At 72.6% G+C, this 25,300-nt stretch carries 27 protein-coding genes; 13 read left to right on the top strand and 14 right to left on the bottom strand.

Annotated elements, in window-relative coordinates:
* Nucleotides 1-185: 185 nt before the first annotated feature.
* Nucleotides 186-434 (top strand): 50S ribosomal protein L31, encoded by a 249-nt coding sequence (gene rpmE, locus BLW78_RS10450; RefSeq protein ID WP_012322259.1) that lies wholly within the window; start codon nucleotides 186-188, stop codon nucleotides 432-434.
* Nucleotides 435-789: 355 nt separating this feature from the next.
* Nucleotides 790-1,572 (top strand): MetQ/NlpA family ABC transporter substrate-binding protein, encoded by a 783-nt coding sequence (locus BLW78_RS10445; RefSeq protein ID WP_091679192.1) that lies wholly within the window; start codon nucleotides 790-792, stop codon nucleotides 1,570-1,572.
* A gap of 63 nt (nucleotides 1,573-1,635) precedes the next feature.
* Here BLW78_RS10445 and BLW78_RS10440 read toward each other — a convergent pair whose 3' ends face one another.
* The 5 genes from BLW78_RS10440 to BLW78_RS10420 all read right to left on the bottom strand — a co-directional run bounded on the left by BLW78_RS10440 (nucleotide 1,636) and on the right by BLW78_RS10420 (nucleotide 6,397).
* The gene (locus BLW78_RS10440) at nucleotides 1,636-2,166 is read right to left on the bottom strand and encodes a protease adaptor protein RcdA (RefSeq protein WP_020090682.1); all 531 of its coding nucleotides are present in this window, start codon (nucleotides 2,164-2,166) and stop codon (nucleotides 1,636-1,638) included.
* A gap of 179 nt (nucleotides 2,167-2,345) precedes the next feature.
* On the bottom strand, nucleotides 2,346-4,481 hold the full coding sequence (locus BLW78_RS10435) for a TonB-dependent receptor family protein (protein WP_091679189.1): 2,136 nt from the start codon (nucleotides 4,479-4,481) through the stop codon (nucleotides 2,346-2,348).
* A gap of 43 nt (nucleotides 4,482-4,524) precedes the next feature.
* Nucleotides 4,525-4,857, bottom strand: coding sequence for a hypothetical protein (locus tag BLW78_RS10430; RefSeq protein ID WP_244526898.1), 333 nt, complete (start codon nucleotides 4,855-4,857; stop codon nucleotides 4,525-4,527).
* 145 nt (nucleotides 4,858-5,002) lie between these two features.
* Nucleotides 5,003-5,977 (bottom strand): copper chaperone PCu(A)C domain-containing protein, encoded by a 975-nt coding sequence (locus tag BLW78_RS10425; RefSeq protein WP_091679186.1) that lies wholly within the window; start codon nucleotides 5,975-5,977, stop codon nucleotides 5,003-5,005.
* Nucleotides 5,978-6,019: 42 nt separating this feature from the next.
* Nucleotides 6,020-6,397 carry a hypothetical protein gene (locus tag BLW78_RS10420; protein ID WP_020090678.1) on the bottom strand — a complete coding sequence of 126 codons (378 nt, stop codon included), beginning with the start codon at nucleotides 6,395-6,397 and terminating at the stop codon, nucleotides 6,020-6,022.
* A 229-nt stretch (nucleotides 6,398-6,626) separates the two neighbouring features.
* On the opposite strand from BLW78_RS10420, the gene BLW78_RS10415 reads away from it, so the two are divergent.
* Both BLW78_RS10415 and BLW78_RS10410 read left to right on the top strand, forming a co-directional pair.
* Complete coding sequence (locus BLW78_RS10415) at nucleotides 6,627-7,925, top strand: L,D-transpeptidase family protein (protein WP_020090677.1); 1,299 nt, start codon at nucleotides 6,627-6,629, stop codon at nucleotides 7,923-7,925.
* A 215-nt stretch (nucleotides 7,926-8,140) separates the two neighbouring features.
* A complete protein-coding gene (locus BLW78_RS10410) occupies nucleotides 8,141-9,805 on the top strand; it encodes a calcineurin-like phosphoesterase C-terminal domain-containing protein (RefSeq protein WP_091679183.1) in 1,665 nt (554 codons plus the stop codon).
* 33 nt (nucleotides 9,806-9,838) lie between these two features.
* Here BLW78_RS10410 and BLW78_RS10405 read toward each other — a convergent pair whose 3' ends face one another.
* A complete protein-coding gene (locus BLW78_RS10405; protein ID WP_091679180.1) occupies nucleotides 9,839-10,417 on the bottom strand; it encodes a type 1 glutamine amidotransferase domain-containing protein in 579 nt (192 codons plus the stop codon).
* Between the two features lie 167 nt (nucleotides 10,418-10,584).
* On the opposite strand from BLW78_RS10405, the gene BLW78_RS10400 reads away from it, so the two are divergent.
* The gene (locus tag BLW78_RS10400) at nucleotides 10,585-10,788 is read left to right on the top strand and encodes a hypothetical protein (protein WP_012322267.1); all 204 of its coding nucleotides are present in this window, start codon (nucleotides 10,585-10,587) and stop codon (nucleotides 10,786-10,788) included.
* Between the two features lie 30 nt (nucleotides 10,789-10,818).
* Here the strand turns inward: BLW78_RS10400 and BLW78_RS10395 are convergent, their stop codons facing one another.
* Nucleotides 10,819-11,208, bottom strand: a complete 390-nt coding sequence (locus BLW78_RS10395) for a hypothetical protein (protein ID WP_020090673.1) — start codon at nucleotides 11,206-11,208, stop codon at nucleotides 10,819-10,821.
* A gap of 317 nt (nucleotides 11,209-11,525) precedes the next feature.
* Between BLW78_RS10395 and BLW78_RS10390 the strand changes: the two genes are divergently transcribed.
* Both BLW78_RS10390 and BLW78_RS10385 read left to right on the top strand, forming a co-directional pair.
* Entirely contained in the window at nucleotides 11,526-11,735 is a 210-nt protein-coding gene (locus tag BLW78_RS10390) for a cold-shock protein (RefSeq protein ID WP_012322269.1), read from the top strand.
* A gap of 216 nt (nucleotides 11,736-11,951) precedes the next feature.
* The gene (locus BLW78_RS10385) at nucleotides 11,952-12,188 is read left to right on the top strand and encodes an AsnC family transcriptional regulator (RefSeq protein WP_091679178.1); all 237 of its coding nucleotides are present in this window, start codon (nucleotides 11,952-11,954) and stop codon (nucleotides 12,186-12,188) included.
* Nucleotides 12,189-12,221: 33 nt separating this feature from the next.
* On the opposite strand, the gene BLW78_RS10380 is transcribed toward BLW78_RS10385, so the two are convergent.
* Nucleotides 12,222-13,037: an inositol monophosphatase family protein gene (locus BLW78_RS10380; protein ID WP_056531692.1), complete on the bottom strand. Its 816-nt coding sequence runs from the start codon at nucleotides 13,035-13,037 to the stop codon at nucleotides 12,222-12,224.
* Nucleotides 13,038-13,457: 420 nt separating this feature from the next.
* Here BLW78_RS10380 and BLW78_RS10375 point away from each other — a divergent pair, with 420 nt between their 5' ends.
* Nucleotides 13,458-13,913: a DUF6101 family protein gene (locus tag BLW78_RS10375; RefSeq protein WP_020090670.1), complete on the top strand. Its 456-nt coding sequence runs from the start codon at nucleotides 13,458-13,460 to the stop codon at nucleotides 13,911-13,913.
* A gap of 15 nt (nucleotides 13,914-13,928) precedes the next feature.
* Here the strand turns inward: BLW78_RS10375 and ubiA are convergent, their stop codons facing one another.
* Nucleotides 13,929-14,876 carry a 4-hydroxybenzoate octaprenyltransferase gene (ubiA, locus tag BLW78_RS10370; protein WP_020090669.1) on the bottom strand — a complete coding sequence of 316 codons (948 nt, stop codon included), beginning with the start codon at nucleotides 14,874-14,876 and terminating at the stop codon, nucleotides 13,929-13,931.
* A gap of 88 nt (nucleotides 14,877-14,964) precedes the next feature.
* The gene (locus tag BLW78_RS10365) at nucleotides 14,965-15,444 is read right to left on the bottom strand and encodes a hypothetical protein (protein ID WP_020090668.1); all 480 of its coding nucleotides are present in this window, start codon (nucleotides 15,442-15,444) and stop codon (nucleotides 14,965-14,967) included.
* Between the two features lie 221 nt (nucleotides 15,445-15,665).
* Between BLW78_RS10365 and BLW78_RS10360 the strand changes: the two genes are divergently transcribed.
* The 5 genes from BLW78_RS10360 to BLW78_RS10340 all read left to right on the top strand — a co-directional run bounded on the left by BLW78_RS10360 (nucleotide 15,666) and on the right by BLW78_RS10340 (nucleotide 19,479).
* A complete protein-coding gene (locus BLW78_RS10360; RefSeq protein WP_056531698.1) occupies nucleotides 15,666-16,418 on the top strand; it encodes a 16S rRNA (uracil(1498)-N(3))-methyltransferase in 753 nt (250 codons plus the stop codon).
* Between the two features lie 293 nt (nucleotides 16,419-16,711).
* Nucleotides 16,712-18,079, top strand: a complete 1,368-nt coding sequence (locus BLW78_RS10355) for a glutamate--cysteine ligase (RefSeq protein WP_091679175.1) — start codon at nucleotides 16,712-16,714, stop codon at nucleotides 18,077-18,079.
* Nucleotides 18,080-18,177: 98 nt separating this feature from the next.
* Nucleotides 18,178-18,519 (top strand): hypothetical protein, encoded by a 342-nt coding sequence (locus BLW78_RS10350; RefSeq protein WP_091679172.1) that lies wholly within the window; start codon nucleotides 18,178-18,180, stop codon nucleotides 18,517-18,519.
* A 77-nt stretch (nucleotides 18,520-18,596) separates the two neighbouring features.
* The gene (locus tag BLW78_RS10345; protein ID WP_020090664.1) at nucleotides 18,597-18,866 is read left to right on the top strand and encodes a sulfurtransferase TusA family protein; all 270 of its coding nucleotides are present in this window, start codon (nucleotides 18,597-18,599) and stop codon (nucleotides 18,864-18,866) included.
* A gap of 37 nt (nucleotides 18,867-18,903) precedes the next feature.
* Nucleotides 18,904-19,479: an NUDIX domain-containing protein gene (locus tag BLW78_RS10340; RefSeq protein WP_026604542.1), complete on the top strand. Its 576-nt coding sequence runs from the start codon at nucleotides 18,904-18,906 to the stop codon at nucleotides 19,477-19,479.
* Nucleotides 19,480-19,481: 2 nt separating this feature from the next.
* Here BLW78_RS10340 and BLW78_RS10335 read toward each other — a convergent pair whose 3' ends face one another.
* The 4 genes from BLW78_RS10335 to BLW78_RS10320 form a co-directional block, all read right to left on the bottom strand.
* The gene (locus BLW78_RS10335; RefSeq protein WP_091679169.1) at nucleotides 19,482-20,345 is read right to left on the bottom strand and encodes a WecB/TagA/CpsF family glycosyltransferase; all 864 of its coding nucleotides are present in this window, start codon (nucleotides 20,343-20,345) and stop codon (nucleotides 19,482-19,484) included.
* Nucleotides 20,338-21,813, bottom strand: a complete 1,476-nt coding sequence (locus BLW78_RS10330; RefSeq protein ID WP_091679167.1) for a GumC family protein — start codon at nucleotides 21,811-21,813, stop codon at nucleotides 20,338-20,340. The genes BLW78_RS10335 and BLW78_RS10330 overlap by 8 nt, the downstream gene beginning before the upstream one ends.
* A 280-nt stretch (nucleotides 21,814-22,093) precedes the next feature.
* Nucleotides 22,094-23,281, bottom strand: a complete 1,188-nt coding sequence (locus BLW78_RS10325) for a glycosyltransferase (RefSeq protein WP_244526896.1) — start codon at nucleotides 23,279-23,281, stop codon at nucleotides 22,094-22,096.
* The gene (locus BLW78_RS10320) at nucleotides 23,278-25,254 is read right to left on the bottom strand and encodes a glycosyltransferase (RefSeq protein WP_244526894.1); all 1,977 of its coding nucleotides are present in this window, start codon (nucleotides 25,252-25,254) and stop codon (nucleotides 23,278-23,280) included. Before BLW78_RS10320 ends, BLW78_RS10325 begins: the two co-directional genes overlap by 4 nt.
* Nucleotides 25,255-25,300: the final 46 nt, after the last annotated feature.

Raw genomic sequence — 25,300 nt, 5'->3', positions numbered from 1 at the left:
CTGCGGTATAGGCCGCCGCTCATCCGATTGCGTGTGTTCAATGGCCGCGGGCCGCCACCACGGTCGGCTTGGACGTGCCGTTGCCACGAACCCATGGTTCGGTGCAACCGGTGACATCTTCCGCATTCCGGGCCGGGCGGCGCCTCCTGCGCTTCCCGCCGGCGTGCCAGACAGGGACCAAGGTCATGGCGAAAGACGCGGCCGCGAAGGCCAAGGGGACCGAGCACCCCGATTACCACTTCATCAAGGTCGTGATGACGGACGGTACCGAGTACCAGACCCGTTCGACCTACGGGAAGGAGGGCGACACCCTCAATCTCGACATCGATCCGCTGACCCATCCGGCCTGGACCGGCGGTGAGCAGAAGATGCTCGACCGCGGCGGCCGCGTGTCGCGCTTCAACTCGCGGTTCGGCAACCTCGGCAAGCGCTGATCGCCGCAGCCGTCACGGCGACGCTGTTCGAGACGGGCGGTCCCTGGCGGGGCCGCCCGTTTTCGTGCGCGGCGGCGCGCGGCCGCGCGCGTTATCCACAGGACGGGATTGCGAAGATCGCCCGGACCTTGGCGCGAACCGCGCGTCCGGACGCGGGGACGGGAACGCTTCTTCTCGGACGGGCCGCGCCCGCGGCCTCCGCGGCCGGGTCCGGCCGCCGCCGGCGCATTCAAAGCGCGGCCGGGCCGTCGTATCCTTCCCCGGTCACCCGCGGTTCGCCGGAACTCCGCCGCGCGGGCGGCCCGCCTGTCCGGGGGCCGAGGCTCTCCGGACGCACTGCTAGGATCGAGATCCGATGAGACGTCTGCTGCTGCTGTTCCTCGCCCTGGTCGGTCTGGCCGCCGCGCCGGCCATGGCCGCGGACAAGATCAAGGTCGGCATCATGGGCGGGGATGCCGAAGTCCTCTGGGCGAAGGCCAAGGAGATCGCGGCCCGCGACGGGCTCGACATCAACCTGGTGGTGTTCTCCGACTACCTGCTGCCGAACGAGGCTCTCCAGTCCGGCGACCTCGACGCCAACGCCTTCCAGCACAAGCCGTTTCTCGCCAACCAGGTCAAGGCGCGCGGCTACAAGATCGTCCCCGTCGGCGAGACGATCGTGACGCCGATCGGACTGTACTCCAAGCGGGTCAAGGCCGTCGGCGACCTGAAGGACGGCGCGCAGATCGGCATCCCGAACGACCCGTCGAACGGCGGTCGGGCGCTCCTGCTGCTGCAGGCCGAGAAGCTGATCCGCCTGAAGGACGGGGTCGGCCTGCTGCCGACGGTCTTCGACGTCGTCGACAATCCGAGGCGCCTGAAGTTCCAGGAGGTCGACGCCGCGCAGCTGCCCCGCAGCCTCGAGGATCTCGACGCCGCGGTGATCAACACCAACTACGCCGTCGATGCCGGCCTGATCCCCGGCAAGGACTCCATCGCGATCGAGTCCAAGGTCGACAACCCCTACAACAACGTCATCGTGGTCCGCGAGGCGGACACGGGCAAGCCCTGGGTGCCGAAGCTGGTCCACGCGTTCCAGAACGACGCGATCCGGCAGATCCTGAAGGAACAGTTCCCGGGCCAGTTCCCGGCGTTCTGAGCGTCGGGGACGGAACGCCGGCCTCGCGCGGCGGCGCTCTCCGGAGCGTCGCCCGGCCCCCGCTCAGCCCTCGCTCATGCGGAAGGCCATCCGCAGCAGGCCCTGCTGCGCGGCGACGGGGCTCTCCACCGGCTGGGGCGTCGGCCGGTCCTCGGCGATCAGCGCGTCGAGGTGCAGGATGCGGCTGTGCAGGCGCCGGGCCCGGAGGATCAGCTGCTGCAGGCGCATCGGCAGCAGGTTGAAATCCTGCTGCTTCGGCGGCTCGGCCGTGCCGAGCTTGACCCGGTGTTTCTCCAGGAGGGCCTCGGCCGGGGTCATCTCGCCCTCGGCGACGGCGCGCTGCACCAGGAGCCACGAGGCGATCTGCATCAGCAGCGTGGTCAGGCGCATGCTCTCGGCCGCGTAGCTGAGCGTCGCGTCCCGGGACACGAGGCGCGACTCGTCGCGGCCCTCGCCGTCGAGATAGGCGGCCGTCTCCTCGACCAGGGTCATCCCGTCGCGGAACAGCGCCTTGAAGGCTTCCGAGTTGACGTAGGACCTGCCGAAATCGACCCAGTCCTGATCGTCCCGGAACGTGACATCGAAGCCGTTCATCTGCCTCTCCTGTGCCGTCCGACGGCCCGGCTCGTTCCGATCCGGGACGCTCCGTCCGTGGCTTTCGGACGACGCCGCAATCCTAGCGCCGATTGGCCCGGACAGCAGGGTTCATGTTTTTTTAACCTTAACCCGCCGCCCGGGATCTGGAGAAGTGCCGCGGATGGCGGCACCCGCGCTCAGAACGAGGCGCGGATACCGCCGAAGACGCTGCGGCCGCTCCCGGGATAGAAGGCGGCCAGCGCGGCCGGGCCGCCCGCCGTCGCGGCGGCGTTGGCCACCACGGCGATGTCCGAGACGTAGCGGGCGTTCGTGAGGTTGCGGGCATCCACGAACAGGGCGACGCCGTCGGCGAGATCGAGGCCGGCCTCGACGCCGAGCAGGGCGTAGCCGGGCACCCGCAGGGTGTTGGCGTGATCGGCGAAGGCGCCCTGCGGCACCCAGTCGAGCGACGGCGCGACGTGGAAGCCGCGCGGGTGCCGGTAGCTCAGGACGGTGCGCAGCACGTCGGCCGGGATCCCGGCGATGCGGTTGTTGCCGAAGACCGGGTCGCCGACGAACCGGAAGTCGTTGTGGGTCCAGATCTGGGTCACGCTGAGCCCGTCGCCCGCCGCCGCGAGGTCGCGGGCGAGGTCCAGGGTGAGCGCCGCCTCGACGCCCTGGTGGACGGAGCGGGGGGTGTTGAAGGTGGCGGCCGGGATGTTGAGGCCGGGATTGGTCGCGAAGTTGATCAGCTCGTCGCGCAGGTCCGAGCGGTAGAGCGTCACGTCGAAGGCGAGGCGGTCGACGCGGCCGCGGGCGCCGGCCTCGTAGGTCCAGGCGCGCTGCGCCCGCAGGGGCACGAAGGTCGTGCTCAGGAGGTTCTGCTGCACGAGGTCGGAGAAGTCCGGCACGTCCCGGGACCGGACGACGTCGCCGAAGATCTGGATGTCGGGCCGCGGCTGCCACAGCAGGCCGACCTTCGGATTGACGCCCGCGTAGGTCACGTCGGCGAAGCGCGGGTTCGGGTTGCCCGGCAGGCCGCCCTTGTCGCTGAAGGTCCGGTTCGACGAGAACGCCTTCGCGCCGGTCATCAGCGCCACGTCCGGCAGGAACCAGAAGCGGTTCTCGCCGTAGGCCTCGAGGCTCGAGGCGCTCTGCAGGGCGTTGAGCGTCTGCGCGCCCCGCTGCCCGCGGACGTTGACGAATTGCAGCGCGGAGTTCTGGCCCGCGAAGGCGCGCAGGCCCAGCACGACGTCGTCGCGGAAGCCGCCGAGATCGAAGGTCCCGGCCCAGTGCGGGCTGATCCCGTAGGTCCAGCCGTCCTGGTCGATCGCCTGGAAGATCGGGTGGTACAGGCTCTTGTGGATCGCCCAGGTATCGACGTCGAGCTTGCCCACGTCGAGCAGGAACGAGGTGCGGTTCGCGATCCGCTCCGTCTCGACCTTGCGGGACTGGTTGCCGGTGATCGCCGTGGGGTTGGCCAGCGTCGGGGTCGAGAGGCTCTGGCCGAGGGTTAGGGTGCCCGGCAGCTTCTGATCGGTGAGGTAGGTGCCGAGATAGAAGCGGGTCTCGATGTCGGGCGCGATCCGGTAGCCGATATTGGCGTTGAAGTTCTTCGTGGCCTGGGCCTCGTGGGCGCGGAACCCGTCGGAATTGGTCAGCGTCGCGTTGACCAGCCCGTCGAGCGGCCCGTCGATGCGGGACATCTGCGCCTGCTCGCGGATCGTGCCGAAGCTGCCGCCGTCGACCCGCAGGATGTTGGGCGCCAGCGCGGTGTAGGCCGTGGGCGTGACGGTGTTGACCGCGCCGCCGAGCGTCGTCGCCCCGAAGGTCAGGGCGTTGCCGCCCTTGTAGACCTCCACCGAGCGCAGGGCGAGCGGGTCGACCTGATAGAAGTCGCCGCTCCCGTCCGCGAGGTTGAGCGGGATCCCGTCCTGCAGCAGCTCCAGCCCGCGCAGGTGGAAGGCGCGGGCGATGCCCGAGCCGCGGACCGACAGGCGCAGCTCCTGCCCGTAGCGCTCCTGCACGTAGACGCCGGGCACGTCCTTGAGCACGTCGCGGAGCGTGTTGGTGTAGCGGTCCTGGAGCGCCGCGGCGTCGACGAAGGCCACGGAGCCGACGGTCCCCGCGAGGGCGGCCCTCTGGCGGTCGACGCTCGGCACCGAGAGCGAGCCGCGGGTCTCGTCCGACGGCGCGTCCGTCGCGGCGGCGCCGACGACGCTGAGTTCGGACAGGGTGACCGAGGCGGCGGACGGTGCCTGGGCCGCGGCCGGCGTCGCGCAGGTGAACAGCAGGAGCGCGGCGCGTCGGCCGGCCCGGAACTGGCGGGGCATGGTGTGGATCCGTGTCTGGCGATCGGGAAGGCGGGGCGATCGGTCAGACGACGGGCGGGGCGCGGGCTCCGAGGCCGGGACGCGGGGGCGCCCGCGGGAGGGCGACGCGCCGCGGCCGGGCGGCGGCGGCCGCGGCGGGTCGGGCCACCGGCACGGCGGCGACGGTCGACGGCGCGGGCAGGGTGGCGGGCCCGGCCGCGTGGCAGGCGACGCAGCAATCCCCGCGGTGAGGGGCCGGCAGCTGTTTGCCGGCCGGTGCCGGATCGGTCGGGCCGCCGTCGGCGAGGCAGAGGACGTGGTCCGGCCCCGCGGCGGCGGAGGCCAGGCCGCCGAGGACGCCCTGGAGCGCCAGGGCGTAGAGGGCGAGGAGCGCCACGATCCGGGCGAGCGCGCGCGCCGGCCGCGCGGGGGCGACCCGAGGGTCCGCGCGGCCGCGACGGCCGGGCGCCGCGGCGGCCCGGCCTCGTGGATCTGCTCGCGTCACGGCTGTCGCCCGGCGGCCGAAGCTCGGTCCCGGGCGGCTAGTGCTGGTGCTGGTGCTGGCCGCCCGGCGCGCCCGCGCCGATCGGCGCCACCGTGAAGGTCACCGGCACGGCGCCGGCCCGCTGGAAGGTGAGCGTCCCCGCGACGGTCTCGCCCGCCTTCGGCGCGCCGGTCAGGTCCTCGAACATGAGGTGATAGCCGCCGGGCTTCAGCTCCACGGTCTCGCCGGGCTTGATGGTCAGGCCGTTCGTGACCGGCGCCATCTTCATGACGCCGCCCTCCATCGACATGGAGTGGATGTCGCTGCTCTTGGCGAACGGCACCGTGGCACCCGTGAGCGTGTCCGGGGCGCTCCCCGTGTTGGTGATGCGCACGTACCCGCCGGCGACCTTGGCGCCGTTCGGCGTGGCGCGCAGCCACGGCGTCTCGATCGTCAGGTCACCGGCCTTCACGGTCGTCGCGGCCGCGGCCGTCCCCGCGGCCGGCGCGCCGCCCGCCTGAGCGACCTGGACGATCCGGAAGGACGGCGCGGCCGTCTTCAGGTCGTGGGCGTCCTGACCGGCCTTGGGGATCTCCGACCAGGAATAGCTGCCCTCCGCGCAATCCTGCTGGACCGGGACGTAGACGGTCGCGCCGGGCTCGAACGTGCCGGCGACCTGCGCCAGGAAGGTGAACTCGTCAACCTGATCGTCCGGAAGGGAGCCGCCGCTCCACGTGATCGACGTCACGCCCTCCGCGGCCGTGCCGTGATGGGTCGCGTAGGTCTTGGCGTAGGGTCCGCGCGTCGTCGCGAGGGTCCAGCCGGGTTTCGGCATCGGCTTGGCGCCGATCAGGCCCTCCGGGATGGTGACGCTCACGCGCGTCGTCGGCTTGCCGTTGCAGCCGTGCATGATCTGGACGACGCCGCGATACGAGGCGCCGGGGGCTGCCTGCTTGCGTTCCAGCACCGCGTGGGCCTGCGCCGCGGAGGCGAGCAGCCCGAGGCCGAGGGCGGCCGAGACAAGGGTCTTCATGGGAGTACATCCGTCCTGAGGGATCCGAGAGGTGGTGATCGCTCAGGCGGTCGGCGGCCCCCTCGGGGACGCGATGGTGCCGGGCGGCGCGCGGGCGCCGACGCTCCGGTTGAGGGGCCAGGCCGGCCGCAGGTCCGCGGTCGCGACCCATCGGAAGCCGACGGACGGGGGGCGCGGCGGGAGCGCCGGGCCGGTGGCCTGGGCCGCCGTGCAGCAATCGCCGTGGTCGTGGGGGACGGGCGCGCCCGGAGAAGCGGACGCGTCGGCATGCTGCGCGCAGAGGCCGTCGGTCGCCGCCGGCACCGGCATCAGGCCGCCGAGAAAGGCCTGGAGCAGCAGGGCGTAGAGCGCCAGCAGGGCGACGACGGCCCGCAGGGCCGGCCCGACACGTCGATCCGAAAGGGCCTCGCCCGAATCCATGCTGCTCCCGCGCGCCGTCCGAACCGGACCGCTATGGCATCCCTGCCACACCGGCGCGACGATGGCTGTTGCCAGGGTGCCGCAGACGGACGCCGCGTGCGCTGGCGCACGGCGATGCCACATTCCGGCCCCTTCGATAGGGAGTCTTAACGCCATCCCGACACCGTGGCGCCCGAGACAATCCGCTCCCGTCACGACCTGACGAACCCCGGACCAGAGCCAGCGACCGATGCGCAAGAAGGCACAAAACCGGTTCCCCGCGATCCTCGGCGTCGCCGCCCTCGGCGCGCTCGGCATCGGCGGCGCCCAAGCCCGCGATCAGGGCAACTATGCCCAGGCCGAGTGGGCGCAGGACTACGCCTCACCCGCCGGCATGCAGGTGCAGCGCGAGACGGTGCCGATCCTCTCGCCCCAGACCGTGACGTCCACCGAGCAGATGGTGGAGCGCTACAAGGACATCGTCGCCCGCGGTGGCTGGCGGCAGGTGTCCGGCGCCGACCACCTGCGGATCGGCTCGCGCGGCCCGGCCGTGGCGGCCATCCGCCAGCGCCTGATCGTCACCGGTGACCTCGATCCGGCCGCGGGCGGCTCGGGCGTGTACGATTCGTACGTCGCCGCGGGCGTGAAGCGGTTCCAGGCCCGGCACGGCCTCAGCCAGACCGGCGCGATGACGATGGCGACCCAGCAGGCCATGAACGTGCCCGCCGACGTGCGCCTGCGCCAGCTCGAGATCAACGTCGTGCGCCTGCGCTCCTACTCGGGCGATCTCGGCCGGCGCTTCGTGATCACCAACATCCCGGCCGCGCTCGTCGAGACGGTCGAGAACGGTCAGGTCGTCACACTCCACGCCGCCGGCGTGGGCAAGATCGACCGCCAGTCGCCGATCATGAACACCAAGGCGACGCAGATCAATTTCAACCCGACCTGGACGGTCCCGGCTTCCATCGTGAAGAAGGACCTGATCCCGAAGATGCAGAAGGATCCGAACTACCTCACGGACAACAAGATCCGGATCCTGTCGAACGGGTCCGAGGTCTCGCCGAAGTCGGTGAACTGGTTCTCGGACGAGGGCACCCGCTACACCTACCGGCAGGATTCGGGCGCCGACTTCAACTCGATGGGCATCGTCCGCATCAACATCCCGAATCCCTACGGCGTGTTCATGCACGACACGAACACCAAGGGCGTGTTCGGCGACGATTTCCGCTTCATCTCCTCGGGCTGCGTGCGCGTTCAGAACGTGCGCGAGTACATCACGTGGCTGCTGAAGGACACGCCCGGCTGGGACCGTCAGAAGGTCGAGGAGGCGATCGAGAGCGGCAAGCGCATCGACGCCAACATCTCCCAGCCGGTGCCGGTCTACTGGACCTACATCACCGCCTGGTCGACCCCGGACGGCATCGTCCAGTTCCGTGACGACATCTACAAGCGTGACGGCGTGAACGTGCCCTCGACCATCGGCGCGCCGACCCCGGTCGCCAGCGCCGAGCCGATGCCGCAGACCTTCGAGCCCGGCGACGAGGAGTAGTCGGACACGCGGGCGCCGGCCGCTCCCGGCGACGCCCGCCCGTCGAACCCGATCCGAGGCCCGCACCTCTGCCGAGGCGCGGGCCTCGCGCGTTCGGGGCCGCGCCTGTCATCCGGAGGTCAAACGCGTTTGATTGGCCGCGGAGGCAGCGTCCCGGATGCCGGTTGCCGGCCTCCCGCGGGACGCCGCGCCGCGAAGCCGTGCAGGAGCCATCGATGTCGCGCGACACCCAGCCCGGAGGCCTGACCCGCCGGAGCACCATGGCGGGCGCCGCCGCCCTCGGCCTCGTCGCGGGCCGGGCCGGCGCGCAGGAGCCCTCCGAGGCCACCGAGGCCACCGGGATCGTCTCCGCGCGCGACGCGGCCGGCGGGGAGCCGGTCCCGCTGCCGGGCGTGCTGGTGTCCAACGGTCGCGAGATCGCGCGGACCGACGAGCGGGGCCGATACCGCCTGCCGATGCCGGGCGACGGCGCGGTCTTCGTCATCAAGCCGCCGGGCTACGCCCTGCCGCGCGACGCCGACAACGTGCCGCGCCACTCCTACATCCACCAGCCCGGGGGCACGCCCGCCGAGCTGGGCCTGCGCTACCGCGGCCTCGCGCCCACCGGGCCGCTCCCGGCCTCGATCGACTTCACCCTGACCCGGGCGGACGAGCCGGACGACTTCGACGTCGTGCTGTTCACCGATCCCCAGCCCGAGAGCCGGTTCGAACTCGACCACGTGCGCGACACTGCGGTCGCCCGCGCCATGGCGATCCCGGCCGCCTTCGGCCTGACCACAGGCGACGTGCTGTTCGACGATCTCTCGCTCTACGGCAGGTCCAACCGGATCGTCGGGCGGATCGGCCTGCCCTGGTACAGCCTGCCGGGCAACCACGACCTCAACATGCAGGCGCCGGACGCGCGCTACAGCCGCGAGACCTGGAAGCGGGTGTTCGGCGCGCCGACCTACGCGTTCCGGCACGGCCGGGCGTGGTTCGTGATGCTCGACAACGTCGAGTGGCTCGGGCCGCCGGTGCCGGTGGGCGCCAACACCTACCGAGGCCGGATCGGCGACCGCGGCCTGGCCTTCCTGCGCAACCTCCTGGCCGAAATCCCGCGGGACGACCTGATCGTGCTGGCCATGCACATCCCCCTGCACACCGAGACCGGCCCCGAAGAGCCCCGCACCCACACCACGGACCGCGCCGCGCTCGTCGACCTGCTCGCCGGCCGCAAGGTGCTGAGCCTCGCCGGCCACACCCACACGACCGAGCACCACTACCTCGCCGACGGGCACCACCATCACGTGCTCACCGCTGTCTCGGGCTCGTGGTGGAGCGGTCCCGACACCCGCACGGGCATCCCCTCGGCCGACAGCCGCGACGGCACGCCGAACGGGTTCCACGTCCTGTCGATCCGCGGCGCCGACTACACGACGCGCTACGTCGCCGCGCAGGGGCAGCCGGACGAGACCATGCGGATCCTGTTCGAGAGCGAGCTGCGGGCCGGCGCGCCCGAGGTGGTGCGCTGGACCCGGCCGGTGCAGGGGCTGCGGCCGCCGGTGCCGCAGGACGCGCTCGCCGACACGACCCTGGTGGTGAACGTGTTCGACGGCGGCCCGCGCACGCGCCTCGCGTTCCGGGTCGGGGACGCACCGCCCCGGCCGATGGCGCGCACCCGCCGCCCCGACCCGTTCGTCACCGAGCTCTACGAGCGCTACCCGGAGACGAAGAAGAGCTGGGTGAAGGCGGTGCCCTCGACCCATATCTGGACGGCGCGGCTCCCGGACGACCTCGCCCCCGGCGCCCACCGGGTGACCGTGGAGGGCGCGGACGAGTACGGCCGCCCGATCCGCGGCTGCACGGTGCTGGAAGTCACCGGCGAGCGTGGCCGCGGCTGAGCACGGGCGCCGGTCGTCCGGCGCCCGCGTGGGTCACGCCGCCAACTGGCGGGCGCCGTGGCCGCCCTTTTGGATCTCCTCGACGATCTTCGCGCAGAACGCGTCGAGGTCGCCCGGATTGCGGCTCGTGACGATGCCGTGGTCGGTCACGACGTCCTTGTCGTGCCAGCGGCCGCCGGCATTGATCACGTCGGTCCGGATCGAGCTGAACGAGGTCAGGTCGCGGCCCTTGGCCGCGCCGGTCTCGATCAGCAGCCACGGGGCGTGGCAGATCGCGGCCACCACCTTGCCGGACGTCAGGAAGCTCCTGATCAGGGCGAGGGCCTGGGGCTCGAGCCGGAGCTTGTCCGGGTTGATCTGGCCGCCCGGGAGGACGAGGGCGTCGTAGGATGCCGGGTCGACCTGCTCTAGGTCGGTGTCGACCGCGACCTCCCGGCCCCAGTCGGTCTTGTCCCAGCCGCGGATCGTGCCCTTGCTCTGGCGCGACTGCGGGGCGGCGACGGTCACCGCGGCGCCGGCCTCGGCCAGCTTGGCCTGCGGGACGGTCAATTCGCTCTCCTCGAAACCGTCGGTGGCGAGGATCAGGATCTTGGCGTGGCGGATGTCGGGCATGGCGGGTCTCCGGTTCGGGGATCTGCCCGGCTAACGGAGGCTCGTGCCGCCCGTTCCCGCGGCCCTCCGCCGCCCGGCCGCGTCCGGGAGCGGACCCCGGACCGGTGATCGGAACCCCCGGGGAAGGCGGCCCGTTGGTCCCCATCCCAACCATCAGGAGTCGCGTCATGGCCAATCCCGGCCTTCCCGAGCCCACGCCCGGCGACCTGCCGCCGCCCCCGCCGACGCCCGAAGAGGAGCCCGATATCGGCCCGACCGGCCCGCGCACGCCCTATCCGGTGAACGATCCGGGGATCGGCGAACCCGGCGGTCCGGGCTCCGAGCCGGACATCTTCCCCGGCACGCCGACGGATCCCGGGACGCGCATGTGACGGCGCCCGCGACGGCCGAGCGCCCGGCCGTCAGTGACCGCCGTGCGAGGTCCGCACGTCGCGCGGGGCATTGAGGATCTCGGAGAGGCTCGTCACGACGTGGCGGGCCTCTTCGTCCGTCAGGCGGAGCTGGAACGGCGGCAGAGCGCCGGCCTGCAGGGCGACCACCGCCTGGCCCTCGTCGTCGGTACCGACCTCGATGGCCGACGACGTCACGTCGAGCATGGCGACCTCCTCGTCGCCCATCTCGTCGGCCATGTCGGGCTCGTCCGTATCGTCGATCGCCGTGAGGAGTTGCCCGACGGCGCGCACCAGCGCCCGGGCGGCGCGGGCATCCATCACCACCGCCGTCGCCTGATCGTCCTTCTGGAAGGAGAGCTGGATGTTCGCACCGTCCAGCGAGACCGAGATGCCTGCCATGTATCGTCCAGAGCCACGCGCCTTAACTGCTTGAGCGCATTCCGTATATGCATCGTGAATGCCCGGAATCACAGGGGGCGGTGCCGCTCGGCCCCCTCCCGATCCCGGCCTGCGACGCAGATGATACGCCGCCCATGCCTTGTTGCGGCCGCAGCCTGCGCCTAAATACGTCCTCGGGGGGCTTATCCACCGAGGCTGACGCTGTTCAAGGTTCAGCGACTCGCGCCCCGCCGCACTGGCCAAATCCAGAAAGACCGTGGTGCATCACGCGGCTCTCGTGCCGCGCGGATGGCCTATGGACGAACGAGGTACACTACGTGAATACCGGCACTGTGAAGTGGTTCAATGAGACCAAGGGCTACGGTTTCATCCAGCCCGACGATGGCGGCAAGGACGTGTTCGTCCACATCTCGGCCGTCGAGCGCGCCGGGATGCGCAACCTGATCGAAGGCCAGCGGATCGCTTACGAGATCCTGACGGACAAGCGCAGCGGCAAGGACGCCGCCGGCAACCTGCAGGCGGCCTGACCGTCGCGGGTTCCGAGGCGCCTCCCGCGCCCTCAGTGCGCCGAAGTGTGCAACTGAGGATTGCGGGTGGCGCATGAAGCGGCCGCCAGACGCGGTTCCCCCTTCCGACGCTGCCTGCCCGGGCGAGACTGCCAGGGTTCCGGTCGCGTCGGAGGCAATATCCCAGAAACGACGCCGGGCGCAGCCAACGTCCGGTCCAGAAAAGAAAAGACAGTGATGTTATTCGAGTACACACGGCGCCGCGGCGTCCGTTCCCCCGTCACCGATGCCCCGACCTTCCGGGTCGGCAAGCTAGCGCGGGCCAAGACCGCGGACCAGACCGGGGCCGATCTCAGCGACCTGATCGACCGGTCCTACAACTACCACTCCCCGCGTGAACTGCACTGGCATCTCGCCGAGCGTCTCGGGCTCGCGCCCGCCGCGGTGAAGATCCGCGAGACCGCGACGGCCTGAGGCCGCTCGCCGCGGACACGCGGGGCCTCGGCCTCAGCGGTCCCAGGCGGCGAGCACCGGGTCGCGCAGACCCACCGGCGCGGCAAGCAACTCGCCGTGCACCGGGTCAGCGCGATTGTACGGCGTCGCAGCCCCGGAGAAATCGCAGACCACGCCGCCCGCCTCGCGCAGAACGAGGTCGGCGGCGGCCAAGTCCCAGTCGCGGGCATTCCCGGAAATCATCCCGATATCGACCGTCCCGTCCGCCACGCGGGCGAGCCTCAGGGCGAGGGACGGGATCCGCGCGATCACTTCGAAATCCGGGTCCGCTCCGGCGCCCCGGGCCAGGCGGTCGAGCATCGGCTTCGGGCCGGTGACGCGGGCGCCGGGCAGGCTCTGCCTGGTATCGACGCGGATCGGTTCGCCGTTCCGCGTCGCGCCGCGCCCGCGCACGGCCTCGTAATCCGCGTCGCCCACCGGCGCGTGGACGAAGCCGATCAGCGGCTCGCCGCCCGACAGGAGCGCCACCGCGATCGACCAGTCCGGATGGCCCGACAGGAACGCCCGCGTCCCGTCGATCGGATCGACGATCCACACGAGGTCGTGGCCGAGGCGCGCCGGGTCGTCGGCGGTCTCCTCCGACAGCCATGCCGCCCGCGGCACGAGGGCGCTCAGACGCACCTTCAGGAAGGCATCGACCGCGACGTCCGCCTCGGTCACCGGCGAGCCGCCGGCCTTCGACCAGATGCGGGCCGAAGTCTGCCCGCCGAGCCTGAAGAACGGCCGCGCGATGTCGGCGGCCTCGCGCATCACGGCGCGCAGCTCCGGCATCAGGGCGGATACGGCATCGTCGGTGAGAGGCTCTGGCATCGCGCTCCGCGTGGAATCCGTGCGGCCCGCGAGGGCCCCGCCGGCCCGCCCGTCCGGCGGGCGGACGTCCGGGCCCGCTTGGGCTCACCCGGTCGGGCTGAGAAGACCCGGCGCGGAGGATCGCGCGCCCGGTCGCCCCGTTGTACGGCGGCGCCCGCAGCGCCACAAGGATGCTGGTTGATCGATCGATAACGACCGATCTGCGCAAGGAAACGTTGAGCATTCAAGGAAGCATTGAGCATTCCGCAAATGACAGCGCTGTCCAGATTCGCTTAACGACGGCTCTTAAGCGGTGCGGAGGAGTTCGGGTGCGATTTTGCTTGGCATAACGGACGGCCCGACAGGGGTCGCCACTTGCTCCAGGGACTCGGACCGATGAACACTTCCCCGGCCACGGACAAAAGCCACGCAGGACACCCGATGCACGGTGCCGACACCGCGCCCCGCTTCGTCGCTTCGCCGCTGCCGGTGATCGGCCGCACCCCCGGCGCGCGCCGGGCCGTCGGGATCGCGCTCGCCTACGCCACCGAGGACGCCGAGATCGTGGGCGCCGACCGGTTCAGCCTGATCCTCGTCGACGAAGAAGGCGACGTGCTGCAGCGCCTCGGCAGCTTCGAGGAGGACGACGTGGTCGCGTTGTGGCGCGACATCGCGGCTCGGGCGGGCCTCGTGCGGATGATCGTCCGGGAGGACGGCCTCCTCGTCCCGGTCTCCCAGCAGATCGGCCGGCTGATTCTCGGTCAGGTCCGCATCCGTCGCCGCCACGCCGGTCTCGGCCGCCGTCGCCCGCGCTTCCTGGCCCGCCGCAAGACCGGCCGGCTCCCCGCGCGCCCGCAGATCTTCCGCGGCGAGAACGAGATCATCGCCCGCACCTGAGGGCGCCGACGGCCCTTAGAACAAGTTGCGCAGCAGCGCGTCGGCGGTGAGGCCGACGAACAGGATCAGGCCCGCATCCCGGTTCGACCGGAACAGCGTGAGAGCCCCGCGCCCGTCGCGCTCGCGCAGCGACAGGACCTGCCAGGCGAGGTGCCCGGCGAAGGCGGCGACCCCCAGATACCCGACGAGCCCCGCTCCGGCCCCGCGCGCGGCCAGCACCACGAACAGGGCGGCCAGCGCGTAGCAGAGCCCGACGGCGAGCCGCACGTGCCGGCCGAACAGGCGGGCCGAGGAGCGGATCCCCGCGATCTCGTCGTCCTCGATATCCTGCACCGCGTAGATCGTGTCGTAGCCGATCACCCAGCACAGGGCGCCCGCGTAGAGCAGGAGCGCCGGCGGATCGAGGCGGGCGAACACCGCGGCCCAGCCCATCAGAGCCCCCCAGGCGAAGGCCAGTCCCAGGATCGCCTGCGGCAGCGGCATGACCCGTTTCATGAACGGGTAGATCGCCACCGGCAGCAGCGAGCAGAGACCGATGATCACCGCCTCCGCGTTGAACTGCAGCAGGACGGCCAGCCCGATCAGGGCCTGGATCACCAGGAACAGGGCGGCGTGGCGCGGCCGCACCTGCCCGGAGGGCAGGGGGCGCAGGCGCGTGCGCTCGACCTGCGCGTCGAGGTCGCGGTCGGCGATGTCGTTGTAGGTCGAGCCCGCCCCGCGCATCGCCACGGCGCCGATCAGGAAGAGCAGGCAGTGCCAGGGGTCGGGAAAGGCCTGGTCCGCGGCGATCGCCGCCAGGGCGGCCGACCACCAGCAGGGCAGGAGCAGGAGCCACCAGCCGATCGGCCGGTCGATCCGGGCCAGGCGCAGGTACGGGCGCCAGGGCCGGGGCGCCCGCCGGTCGACCCAGTGCCCGGAGACCGCGTCGGCCGGCCGCCCGTCGTCAAACACCGTGCCGTTCATCGGTCGGATCTCCGGTCGTCCCGCACGTGAGTCCCCCGCCGCTGCCGAGGGGGGACCCGCGCCGGATCCGCGATCCTCTCAGACGATCTCAGAGAGCGCCCTGCGGCAGCTTGAAGCTTCCGGTCAAGCCCGGGCCGCCGAGCAGCCCGCCGCCGCCGCCGCCCGCCTGGGCCTGCGCCTGGGCGCGGGCCTGCGCCTCCATCTTGGTCGCCTGGGCGGCGACGCTGCAGATCTTGGTGCGGATGCCGCTGACCTTCACGTGGTCGGCCTTGAAGCCCTCGGCGAAGGAATCGGGGATCGAGCACCATTCCTTGTTGGCGGCGATCCACTTGATGCCCTCCGCGCCGTTGGACTGGAGCTTCCCGAACAGGGCGCAGGCCTCCTGCGGGGTCATCTTCTTCTTGGACTGCGACGCCGCATTGGCGCGGCCGACCAGAGCCTTGCGCTCGGCCAGGGTCTTCTGGATGGCACCGCATTCCGGTGCCGCGCTCTGCGCGAACGCCGCCGTGCCGAACAGGACGGTGCCGACCAGCACCGCCGCCCCCAGCTTCAGACTCCCCTTCGCCATTCCGCGACTCCCTCGACGCCCCTGCCGAATCCGCGAGCGGCCGGCTCTCTTCCGTTCCGTTGGGTTCGCCATAGGATTGTGGCGTCATTCGAGCGGCAAACCGGCTGCGCCATGCACCGGTGGACTGGCTGCCGAAAACCGGGGCTCGTAACCATTCGGCAACACTTTCGGTCGTCGGTCCCCGCGTTGACAGGCCCGCCGGCCCGCGCGACCACGCCGCCATGCCGGCCTATGACTTCACCGCTCCGCGCCTCCACGTCGCGGCCGATCTCGCGGCGGGGGTGATTCTGCCCCTCGACCGGGCTCAGGCGAACTACCTGCTCAACGTGCTGCGCCGGGGGCCGGACGATCCGGTCCTGGTCTTCAACGGCCGCCACGGCGAGTGGCGCGCCCATCTGGTCCAGACCGGGCGCAAGGGCGCCGACCTGCACGTCGCCGCGCAGACGCGTCCGCAGCCCGCGGGCGCCGACCTTCATTACCTGTTCGCCCCGCTGAAGAGCGCGCGCCTCGACTATCTCGCGCAGAAGGCGGTGGAGATGGGGGCCGGGACGATCCGACCGGTCATCACCCGGTTCACGCAGGGCGATCGCGTGAACATGGACCGGCTGCGGGCCAACGCGGTCGAGGCCGCCGAGCAGTGCGGGATCCTGGCGATTCCCGATTGTCCGGAGCCCGAGCGCCTGCCGGCCGCACTCGCGGGCCTCGCGCCCGGGCGGCTCCTCGTGTTCTGCGACGAGGACGCGCCCGTGCGCGACCCGGTGGCGGCCCTGCGGGCGGCCGGCGACCCGCTGGCCCCCCCTCCGCTCGCCGTGCTGGTCGGTCCCGAAGGCGGCTTCTCCGAGGAGGAGCGGGCGCTGATCCGGGCGCGGCCGAACACCGTGGCGCTCTCCCTGGGGCCGCGCATCCTGCGGGCCGACACCGCCGCCGTCGCCGTGCTGACGCTGGTGCAGGCGGTGCTCGGCGACGCGCGCTGACGCGCGCCGCCCCGATCCATGTGTGCCCGCGCACATGGAAGGACCGCGCCGGTCGATTGTTTCCCCGGATCAGACGTGAAGCGGCGCGCCGGTCGAGACCGCCGCGTTGTGGGTTCACGGCGGCTCGATTATGTCCCGGATCGGACGCCGCCTGCGCCGCGTGCTCATCGGGGTCGGGGGCGGGTGTCCGCCCGGATCCCGCTCGCGAGAGCGGGTTTGTACCGGGTGGATCCGTCGGAGCAGTCCGGCGCGCCCGTTCCCAGGCACACGTCAGACGCACGGGCAGGCAGCGCATGGCGCGCGACAGCAACGACACCACGCCGCTCACCACGCGCGCCGAACTGATCGAATGGTTCGCGGCGGGCGAGAAGCCGCGCGCGCGCTTCGCGATCGGCACCGAGCACGAGAAGATCCCGTTCTATCGGGAGACCCGGGCGCCGGTCCCCTACGAGGGGGACCGCGGCATCCGGGCGCTCCTGGACGGACTCGCCCGTGAGACCGGCTGGGAGCCGATCCTCGATCTCGGCAACATCATCGGCCTGTCGGCGGAGGCGGGCGGCGCGATCTCGATCGAGCCCGGCGGCCAGTTCGAGCTGTCCGGCGCGGCGCTCCCCGACGTGCACGCCACGGCGGCGGAACTCGCCACGCACCTCGCCGCCACGAAGCGGGTGGCCGATCCCCTGGGCATCGGCTTCCTGACGCTGGGCATGAGCCCGAAATGGCGCCGGGACGAGACCCCGGTCATGCCCAAGAGCCGCTACCGGATCATGGCCGGCTACATGCCGACGGTCGGGTCCCTCGGTCTCGACATGATGCTGCGCACCGCCACCGTGCAGGTGAATCTCGATTTCGCCTCCGAGGCCGACATGGTGCGCAAGATGCGCGCGTCCCTGGCGCTGCAGCCGGTCGCGACCGCGCTCTTCGCCAACTCGCCCTTCACCGACGGCCGGCCGAACGGCTTCCTGTCGCGCCGGTCCGAGATCTGGCGCGACACGGATGCCCATCGGACCGGGATGCTGCCCTTCGCCTTCGACGCGGGGTTCGGCTACGAGGCCTACGTCGACTGGCTGCTCGACATGCCGATGTACTTCGTCAAGCGGGGCGACACCTACCACGACGTGTCGGGCGCCTCGTTCCGCGACCTGATGGCCGGCAAGCTCCCCCAGCTGCCGGGCGAGTTCGCCACGGTCTCGGACTGGGCCAACCACGCCTCCACGGCCTTCCCGGAGGTGCGGCTCAAGCGCTTCCTGGAGATGCGCGGCGCCGATGTCGGCGGCCCCGGCATGATCGCCGCTCAGGCCGCCTTCTGGACCGGTCTCCTCTACGACGACGCGGCCCTCGACGCGGCCCTCGACCTCGTGAAGGGGTGGAGCCTCGCCAACCGCGAGGCCGCCCGCGCCACGGCGCCGCGGCTGGGGCTCGCGACGCCGGTGGCCAACACCACGCTCGGGGCCGTCGCCGCCGAGGCCCTGGCGATCGCCCGCGCGGGCCTCCGGGCCCGGGGCCGCCGCGACGCCGAGGGCCGGGACGAGGTGATCTACCTGCAGCCGCTCGAGGCCGTCGTTGCGGCCGGGCGGACGCGGGCCGAGGATCTCCTCGCCGACTACGAGGGGCGCTGGGGCGCCTGCGTGCGTCCGGCCTTCACGGAATGCGTCTTCTAGCACCCGGCTGAGTGGCTCCCGCGGCCCGCGCGAATCGCCGTTGGAACGTGCTAATAGAACGTTCCGACAGGGCGTAGCGCTCTGGGAGAGGCTGCATCATGACCCGCATCGTCGTCGCAATCCTCGCCGGGCTGGCGTCCGTGCCGGCGAGCCTCGGTACGGGGCAGGCCGCCGACCTGGCGCCATTCCAGGGCTCAGGTCCGACGCCGAGCCGCTGGCACGCCGGGGCCGGCGGCCGGATCGCCGGCACCGTGGCCGCGCGGGGGCGGCCGCAATACAGCTATTACGGCGAGTACGGCTATCCCGCGCCGTTCGGCTACGGTTACGCCTACGCGCCGGTCCCGAGCCGCGGCTTCGAGTACGGCTACAACGGTCCCCGCTATGTCTGGACGGCGCCGGACAGCTATTCCGGACCGGCCTTCGGCTATCACGTGTGGTGAGGACGCCGCTGGCGCCGGGCCGCCGCGGTGCCTAAGACCGCTGGGCCGGCATCCGCGCCGGTTCGGGAGCTTCCGGCGTGCGGGACGAGGATCCGGACTGCGTCGACCTCGACCTGAGCGGCCTGAAATGCCCGCTCCCGGTCCTGCGCACCCGGAAGGCGCTGCGCGGCCTCGCCGCCGGCCGGACGCTGGTGGTGACCTGCACCGACCCCTTGGCCGCCCTCGACATCCCCAACCTCGTGCGCGAGGAGGGCGCCCGCCTCGACGCCGCCGAGCGCCTGGAGGGGCCGCCCGCGGGGCGCCTGCGCTTCCGCATCACCGTGTCCGCAAGGCCGCCGCATTCCTGAACGATCCGTCGGGCTCCAGGAGCGGGGCGAGATCGGAATGGCACCACGGATCGGGGGCGTGCGCCTCGTACATGACGGCTGGGCGCGCTACCTCGTCGCCGAGGTGATGCAGGAGGACGGGAGCCGCATCACCCGGGAGATGGAGGATCACGGCCGGGCGGTCGCGGTGCTCCCCTACGATCCGGAGCGGCGAGTCGCCACGCTCGTCTCGCAGTTCCGGGCGCCGGTCCTCTACTCGGGCGGGCCGCCGAGCCACATCGAGGTGCCGGCCGGCCTCCTCGACGAGGGCGCCTCCGAGGACGAGGCGCGGCGCGAGGCGATGGAGGAGACGGGCCTGCGCCTCAGCGCCCTCGACTTCGTCGCCAGCGCTTGGTCGATGCCGGGGATCTCCACGGAGAGGATGGACCTGTTCCTCGCCGCCTACGGCGAGGCCGACCGGACCGGCACCGGCGGCGGTCTCGCCGCCGAGGGCGAGGCCGTGGCGGTCCACGAGATCCCGCTGCCCGAACTGGCCGCCATGGGCCGCCGCGGGGCGATCACCGACATGAAGTCGCTGACCCTGCTCTTCGCGCTGCAATTGCGGCGTCCGGACCTGTTCGCGGAGCGGCGCTGAGGTCAGCCGGCGCGCCGCCGGAACTGGTCCCGCGCGGCAAGGCCGATGAAGCGCCACGACTTGATGAAGTAGCGCCGGAACAGCCGGCGCGGCGCCTGCAGGAACCGGTAGATCCACTCGAGCCCGAGGCGCTGCATCAGCCGCGGGGCGCGCGGCAGGAACCCGGCCGCGACGTTGAGGGCGTCGCCGACGCAGAAGACCACCGGCTCGCCCAGCGTCTGGCCGTGGCGATCCACCCAGATCTCGGATTTGGGCGCGCCGACGCCCATCACCAGGAGCGTCGTCCCGTGGGCGCGGATCCGCTCCGCCAGGGCGCGGCTGTAGGCCGCGTCGTGCTCGAAGCCGAAGGGCGGCACGGCGCTCGCCACGGCGCCGGGCGGAAGGCCCGCCGCCTGCAGCCGGGTCGCCAACGCGTCCGCCGCGTCCTGGCGCGCGGAGACGAAGAAGACCCGCTCCGCGAAGGCCGGCGGATCGGCCAGGACGCAGCCCAGGAGATCGTGGCCGGTGATCCGGTGCACGGGCTGGGCGCACGCCTTCCGGGCCAGCCAGACCAGCGGCATCCCGTCGAGGGTCCGGGCGGCGGCGCGCGCGTAGGCCTCGCGGAACGGCGCGTTCTCGCTGAGCTGGACGATGTGATCGACGTTCGCGGTCACGATCATGCGCGGGCGGCCGTCTCGCCGCGCCGCGACGTCGGCCACGAGGGCCGCGGCGGGACCGGTGTGGAACCGGTAGCCGAAGAGTTCGACGGTCGCGCCGGTCTGCGGCGACCCGGCCGCCGCGGAGGTCGGGGCGCTCACCGTGTGTGCCTCCCCGAGGACCGGATCCATAGCGCTCAGGTAGAGGCTGATCTCGCCGATGTCACGCATCGGCGGCCCGGAAGCTCGCGGCCGGCCGGGTGGCGGCGCGCAGTTTGCGGCGACGATCGCTGTCGGCGCCCAGCATCAGGGCGATGCCGCCGCCGAGCAGCAGGCCGAGGACGAGCGCCACCGGCAGGACGATCTTGGGCGAGGGCGGGAAGGTCCGCTGGCGCGCCGGCACCGCGGCCGAGATGATCCGGACGTTAGTGGTGTTGAGCCTCTCCTGCTCGCTCGCCTCGCGGGCCCGCTTCAGATAGGCCTCGTAGATGCCGCGGCGGGCGTCGAGGGTCCGCTCCAGCTCGCGCAGGCCGACATAGGCCCGGTCGCTGGACGCGGTCTCGTTCTTCACCCGGTCGAGATTGGCCCGGATCGCCGCCTCGCTGGCGGCGGCGCGGTCGTAATCCTTCTGGGTCGTCTCGATGATCCGCTCCTTCTCGCGCTGGATCAGGCGCTGCAGGTCGCGCTGCTGCGCGTACTGCTCGGCCATGGCCGGGTGGCGCTCGCCGAGGCGGGTGGCGAGCTCCGCGGTGTTGCGGGACAGGGTGGCGTATTGCTGCCGCAGGGCCTGCATCTCCAGGCTCTGCAGCATCTCCGGCAGGGCGGTGCTGGGATCCGACGAGCGCATGCGGCGCGCCTGCTCCAGGCGCGACTTGGCCTCAGCGGTCTTGATCGAGGCGGTGACGAGCTGCTGGTTCAGGTCGCCGAGCTGCTGGTCGGTGAGCAGGCGGCCGCTGGCGGCCACGAGCTTGTGATCCTCGCGGTAGCGCACCACGGCGCTCTCGGCCTGCTCGACGTCGCGCTTGAGGCTGTTGAGCCGCCCCGCCAGGGCATCGGAGGCGCGCCGCGCGGTCTCGGTCCGGGCCGCGGCCTCCTCGGCGAAGTAGGCGTCGCCGACGGCGTTGGCGATGCGGGCGGCCTTCTCGGGATCGCGCGACTGAACGGAGACGTCGATCACGAAGGTCCGCTCGGCCCGCCGGACAGTGAGCCGATTCTGCAGCGTGTCGAGGGCTGTGAAGACCGGGTCGCGGCTCGCCGGCGGGGGCAGCATGCCCAGCGCGCCCTTGATCCAGGTGAGGGTCGGGTTGTTGCCGTCCGGCAGCACGAACTCGTCGTCCTGGTCGAGGTGGAGCTTGGCGATCACCCGGCGCAGGACGCTGTCGGACTGGATCACCCGCACCTGGCTCTCGGCGATCGACACGCCGCTGTCGGCCTGGGGCTGGCGCGCGTTCACGTCGTTCTCGACGACGCGCAGGTCGCTCGGATCCACCAGGATCTGGATGCTCGACGTGTAGCGGGGCGGGATCAGGCCGAGGAGCGCCACCGCGACGGCGACCATGAACAGGCCGCCCAGCACGATGAAGCCGCTGCCGCGCCACAGCCGCCGCAGGATCACGCGGCCGTCCGTCGGCGGCGCGACCTGCGGCAGCACCATCCGCACGGGCCGTTCGCCGCTCATCCGCGTCGAGAAGTCGAACATACGCCTCGCTCCCTGACCTGCCTCGGCGGAGACCGCCGCCCGTCACCCGCCCCGTCGCCCGTTCCCTTTCTGACCAGCTCCGTGCCGATCTGGAACAGGTGCCCGCCCGAGGCGCTGCCTTCTTCGGGAGCCCAGCAATCAACATACCGGACCAGTAGTGTCGCCCCGATGCGGCACTTGCTTCAGGAAGCTGGCAGATATCGCTTACAGATGCAGTCCTGACTGTCACGACAATCGGGCGTGAAAAGTTCCCGATTTGTTGGGGACTACGCAGGTCGCCTCAGGCGGTGCCCGCGTGTGCGACAATTGACTCCAGCGCATCGTAAGCCGCGGGATCGCCGGCCAGGAAGCGCAGGAAGCGCGCGCCGTCCTCGGCCGCGATCGCGTTCCAGCGCGCCACGTTGGCCCGACTCATTCCGGCGGCGCGGGCCAGGGCGCCGTCGCGGATCCAGCCGGCGAGGGCGCCCGCGGCCGCGTCGGGCTCCTCCGGCCGGATCAGCAGGGCCGACGCCCCCAGGACCTCCCGGAACACCGGGTCGTCCGGCGCCACCACCGGAAGGCCGCCGTGCTGGACCTCCAGCAGCGGCAGGCCGAGGCCCTCCGCCTTGGAGGTGGAGACCAGCAGGTGGCACGACCCCGCGAGGGCGCGCAGCTCGGCGTCGGCGAGGTACCCGTGGCAGTGCAGGAACGGCGGCGGTGCGTCCAGGAAGGCGTGCTGTCCCCAGCCGACCCGGCCGACGAGGTGGAGCTCCGCCGGGATACCGGCACGGATGAGCGCCGCCGTCAGCGCGAGGGTCGCCGGATAGTTCTTGCGCGGCTCGATGGTGCCGATGGCGAGGATGCGCAGCGGCCGGCCCGGCGCGTAGGCAGCCGGTCCCGGCAGGTGCGCGAGCCCGAAGGCGTCGCGGACGGGGGGGCGCAGCAGGGCGACGCGGGCGCGTCGGGCGCAGAGCGCGCGCACGTCCGCCCCGGTGGTGCGGCTGTTGACGAACAGGTTCGGGCACCAGCGCAGGGCCAGGGCGAAGCTGGGGCTCATGTAGAGCCGGCTGCGAAGGCTCAGATCCTCCGTCCGCGTGAGCAGGAAGGTGTCGTGGACGTAGAGCAGGCAGCGCGACGCCGCGACGGCGCAGAGCGGCCCGGGCGGGAAGCCCGGGAACAGGAACAGGGCGTCCCGATCCATCAGCGCCCGCGCCGGCAGGCCGAGCTGCTGCGCGGCGACCATGCCGGGCAGGGAGCCCGCGGTCACCGGCCGCACCGCGTGCGGGGCGAGCCGGTCCGGGGCGAACAGGTCGAGGGTGACTCGCTCGATCCCCGTCACGTGGGCGCGCAGATGGGTCTGATCGAGGTAGATCCGCCGCCGAGTCGGCGCCGCCCGCGCGCCGCCCGCATTGTCGCCGGCCACGTCGTCGGCCACGTCGCCGGCCACGCCGCCCACCGTATCGCCGGCCCTGTCGCCGCGGGCCGTCACGTGTGGCTCCGGCGCAGCGCGCCGGCGAGGTAGAGGCACCGGCGCACGAGGAGCGGCATCCGACGCCCGAAGACCATCTGCTTGGCCCGCCGCAGCCGACGCACGAGCGGGCGCGAGACCGCCGGGACGGTGCCGGCCGCGCCCGCCCGCAGGTTTGCCGCGAAGGGGAAGTGCCCGAGCATCCCGGGGGCGAAGCGCGGGCCCGTCGGCGCGCTCGGCAGCCCGTGACGCCGGAAGACTGCGTCCAGCGACAGCGCGGAGGCGGCCGGGCTGTAGCGGCTCTCCAGGGCGATGCGCGCGAAGGCGCCGAGCCGCGCGCGCGCCTCGCTGTCGCCGACCAGCGCCGCCAGTGCCTCGGCGAGGGCGCCCGGCCGCACCGGTACGAGGCGGCCCGACACGCCGTCGATCACGGCCGAGGTCAGGCCGGAGGTGCGGTAGGCGAGCGTCGGCACCCCGCACAGGCCGGCCTCGATCGGCGTCTGCCCGAGGGTCTCGTGACGGCTGGCGGTGACGTGGAGGTCGCAGGCCCCGTACCACGCGGCCAGGAGCGCCTCGTCGGCGATGAGGCCGGGCGCGTACAGGTTCGCGACGCCGAGCCGGGCCGGGTCGTCGAGCCGGCCGACCGCCACCACGCCGACGCCCGGGCCCGCCACGGCCTGGAGCGCGGCCCGGAGATCGGCGAAGCCCTTGTCGGGCCCGTCGACGATGACCGAGGAGACGAGGATCAGGACGTCGTCGGCCGGCAGGCCGAGCGTGCCGCGCAGCGCCGCGCGATCGCCGGGCCGGAACACGGCGGTCGGGAAGGCCAGCCGCACGGGCTCGATCACGCTGCCGGGCGGGGCGAGTTCGCGCGCCCGCGCCAGCGTCCAGTCGGAATTGGCCAGCAGCCAGGGCGCGGAGGGTCGCGTCGGGGATCCGGGCGCGGCGCCGGCGAGCACCGCGCGCTTGCGCTCGTGCATCCCGGCGATCCGGCCGGGCGCCAGCTCCGGGTACTCGTCCGGGCCGGGGCAGGCGGCGTCGCAGCCGGACGCGGCGCGCCCGCAGTCGCGGGGGTGGGCGCACCGGCCCGTCAGGGGGAAGAGGTCGTGCAGCACGAGGCCGACCGGACCGCGCCGCGCCAGGCGGCCGACGACGTCGAGGCTGCGGGTGGCGCCGTGCAGGTTGCCGGCGAGGACGAGATCGGGGGCGGCCGCCGCGACCGCGGCCTCCGCCCGCGGGAAGTCGTCGCGCCACTCGGCGGCCTCCGGGCGTCCGCTCAGCGTCACCTCCGCGACCTGATGGCCCGCGAGCGTCAGCGCCTCGGCGAGGCGGCGCTGGGCCACGCCCGCGCCCCCGCGGGTGCCGGTCCCGGTCAGCGACACGATCGACAGGCCGGCGGCGGGGGGCGGCGGCGGCGCGTCGAGCCTGTGGAGCAGGATCGGGCGGCCGATCAGGCTCCGCCGATCGGCGGGGATCGCCGACCAGGCGGAGGCGGCGTCGAGCGTCCCGTCGGCGTCGATGATCGCGTGCGCGAGGGCGTCCCGCCGCCAGAGGATCCCGCCGTCCGCGGCCCCGGGGCCGTCGAGGCCGCGGACGGCGTCGTCGAACAGGACGCGCAGCCCCGCCACCGCGTCGGCGCCGGTGAGCGCGGCCTCCAGCGCCAGGGCGGTCAGCGCACCGGGCACGAGCAGGTCGCCGGCGCGGAGCCAGAACAGGTGGTCCGGATCGGGAACCGACAGGATGCGCGCCGCCGCGGCGCGGCCGGCCGCCGGGTCGAGCAGGTCGTGCCGCAGTTCCGGGTAGCCCTGGCGCAGGACCGACGCGACGGTCTCGGCGAGCGCGGCATCCGCGCCGGCCACCGTGACGACGCGGATCCGCGGCCACGGACGCCCGTCGGGGAGCGACGCGGGACGGGCCGGCGCGCCGGCGCTGCGCCCGAACGGCCAGCCGGCGACGCCGTGGGCGGGCGGTGACATGTCTGCGGCGTCGGTCACGGCGGCTCTGGCGGCGGCTCGGGTCTCGTGCGGGGCGGCAGAGTGG

This window comes from Methylobacterium sp. 275MFSha3.1 (genome assembly GCF_900108435.1).
Lineage (GTDB): Bacteria > Pseudomonadota > Alphaproteobacteria > Rhizobiales > Beijerinckiaceae > Methylobacterium.
The sequence above is the reverse complement of the archived record's forward strand: the minus strand, read 5'-3'. Positions and strand labels throughout refer to the sequence as shown.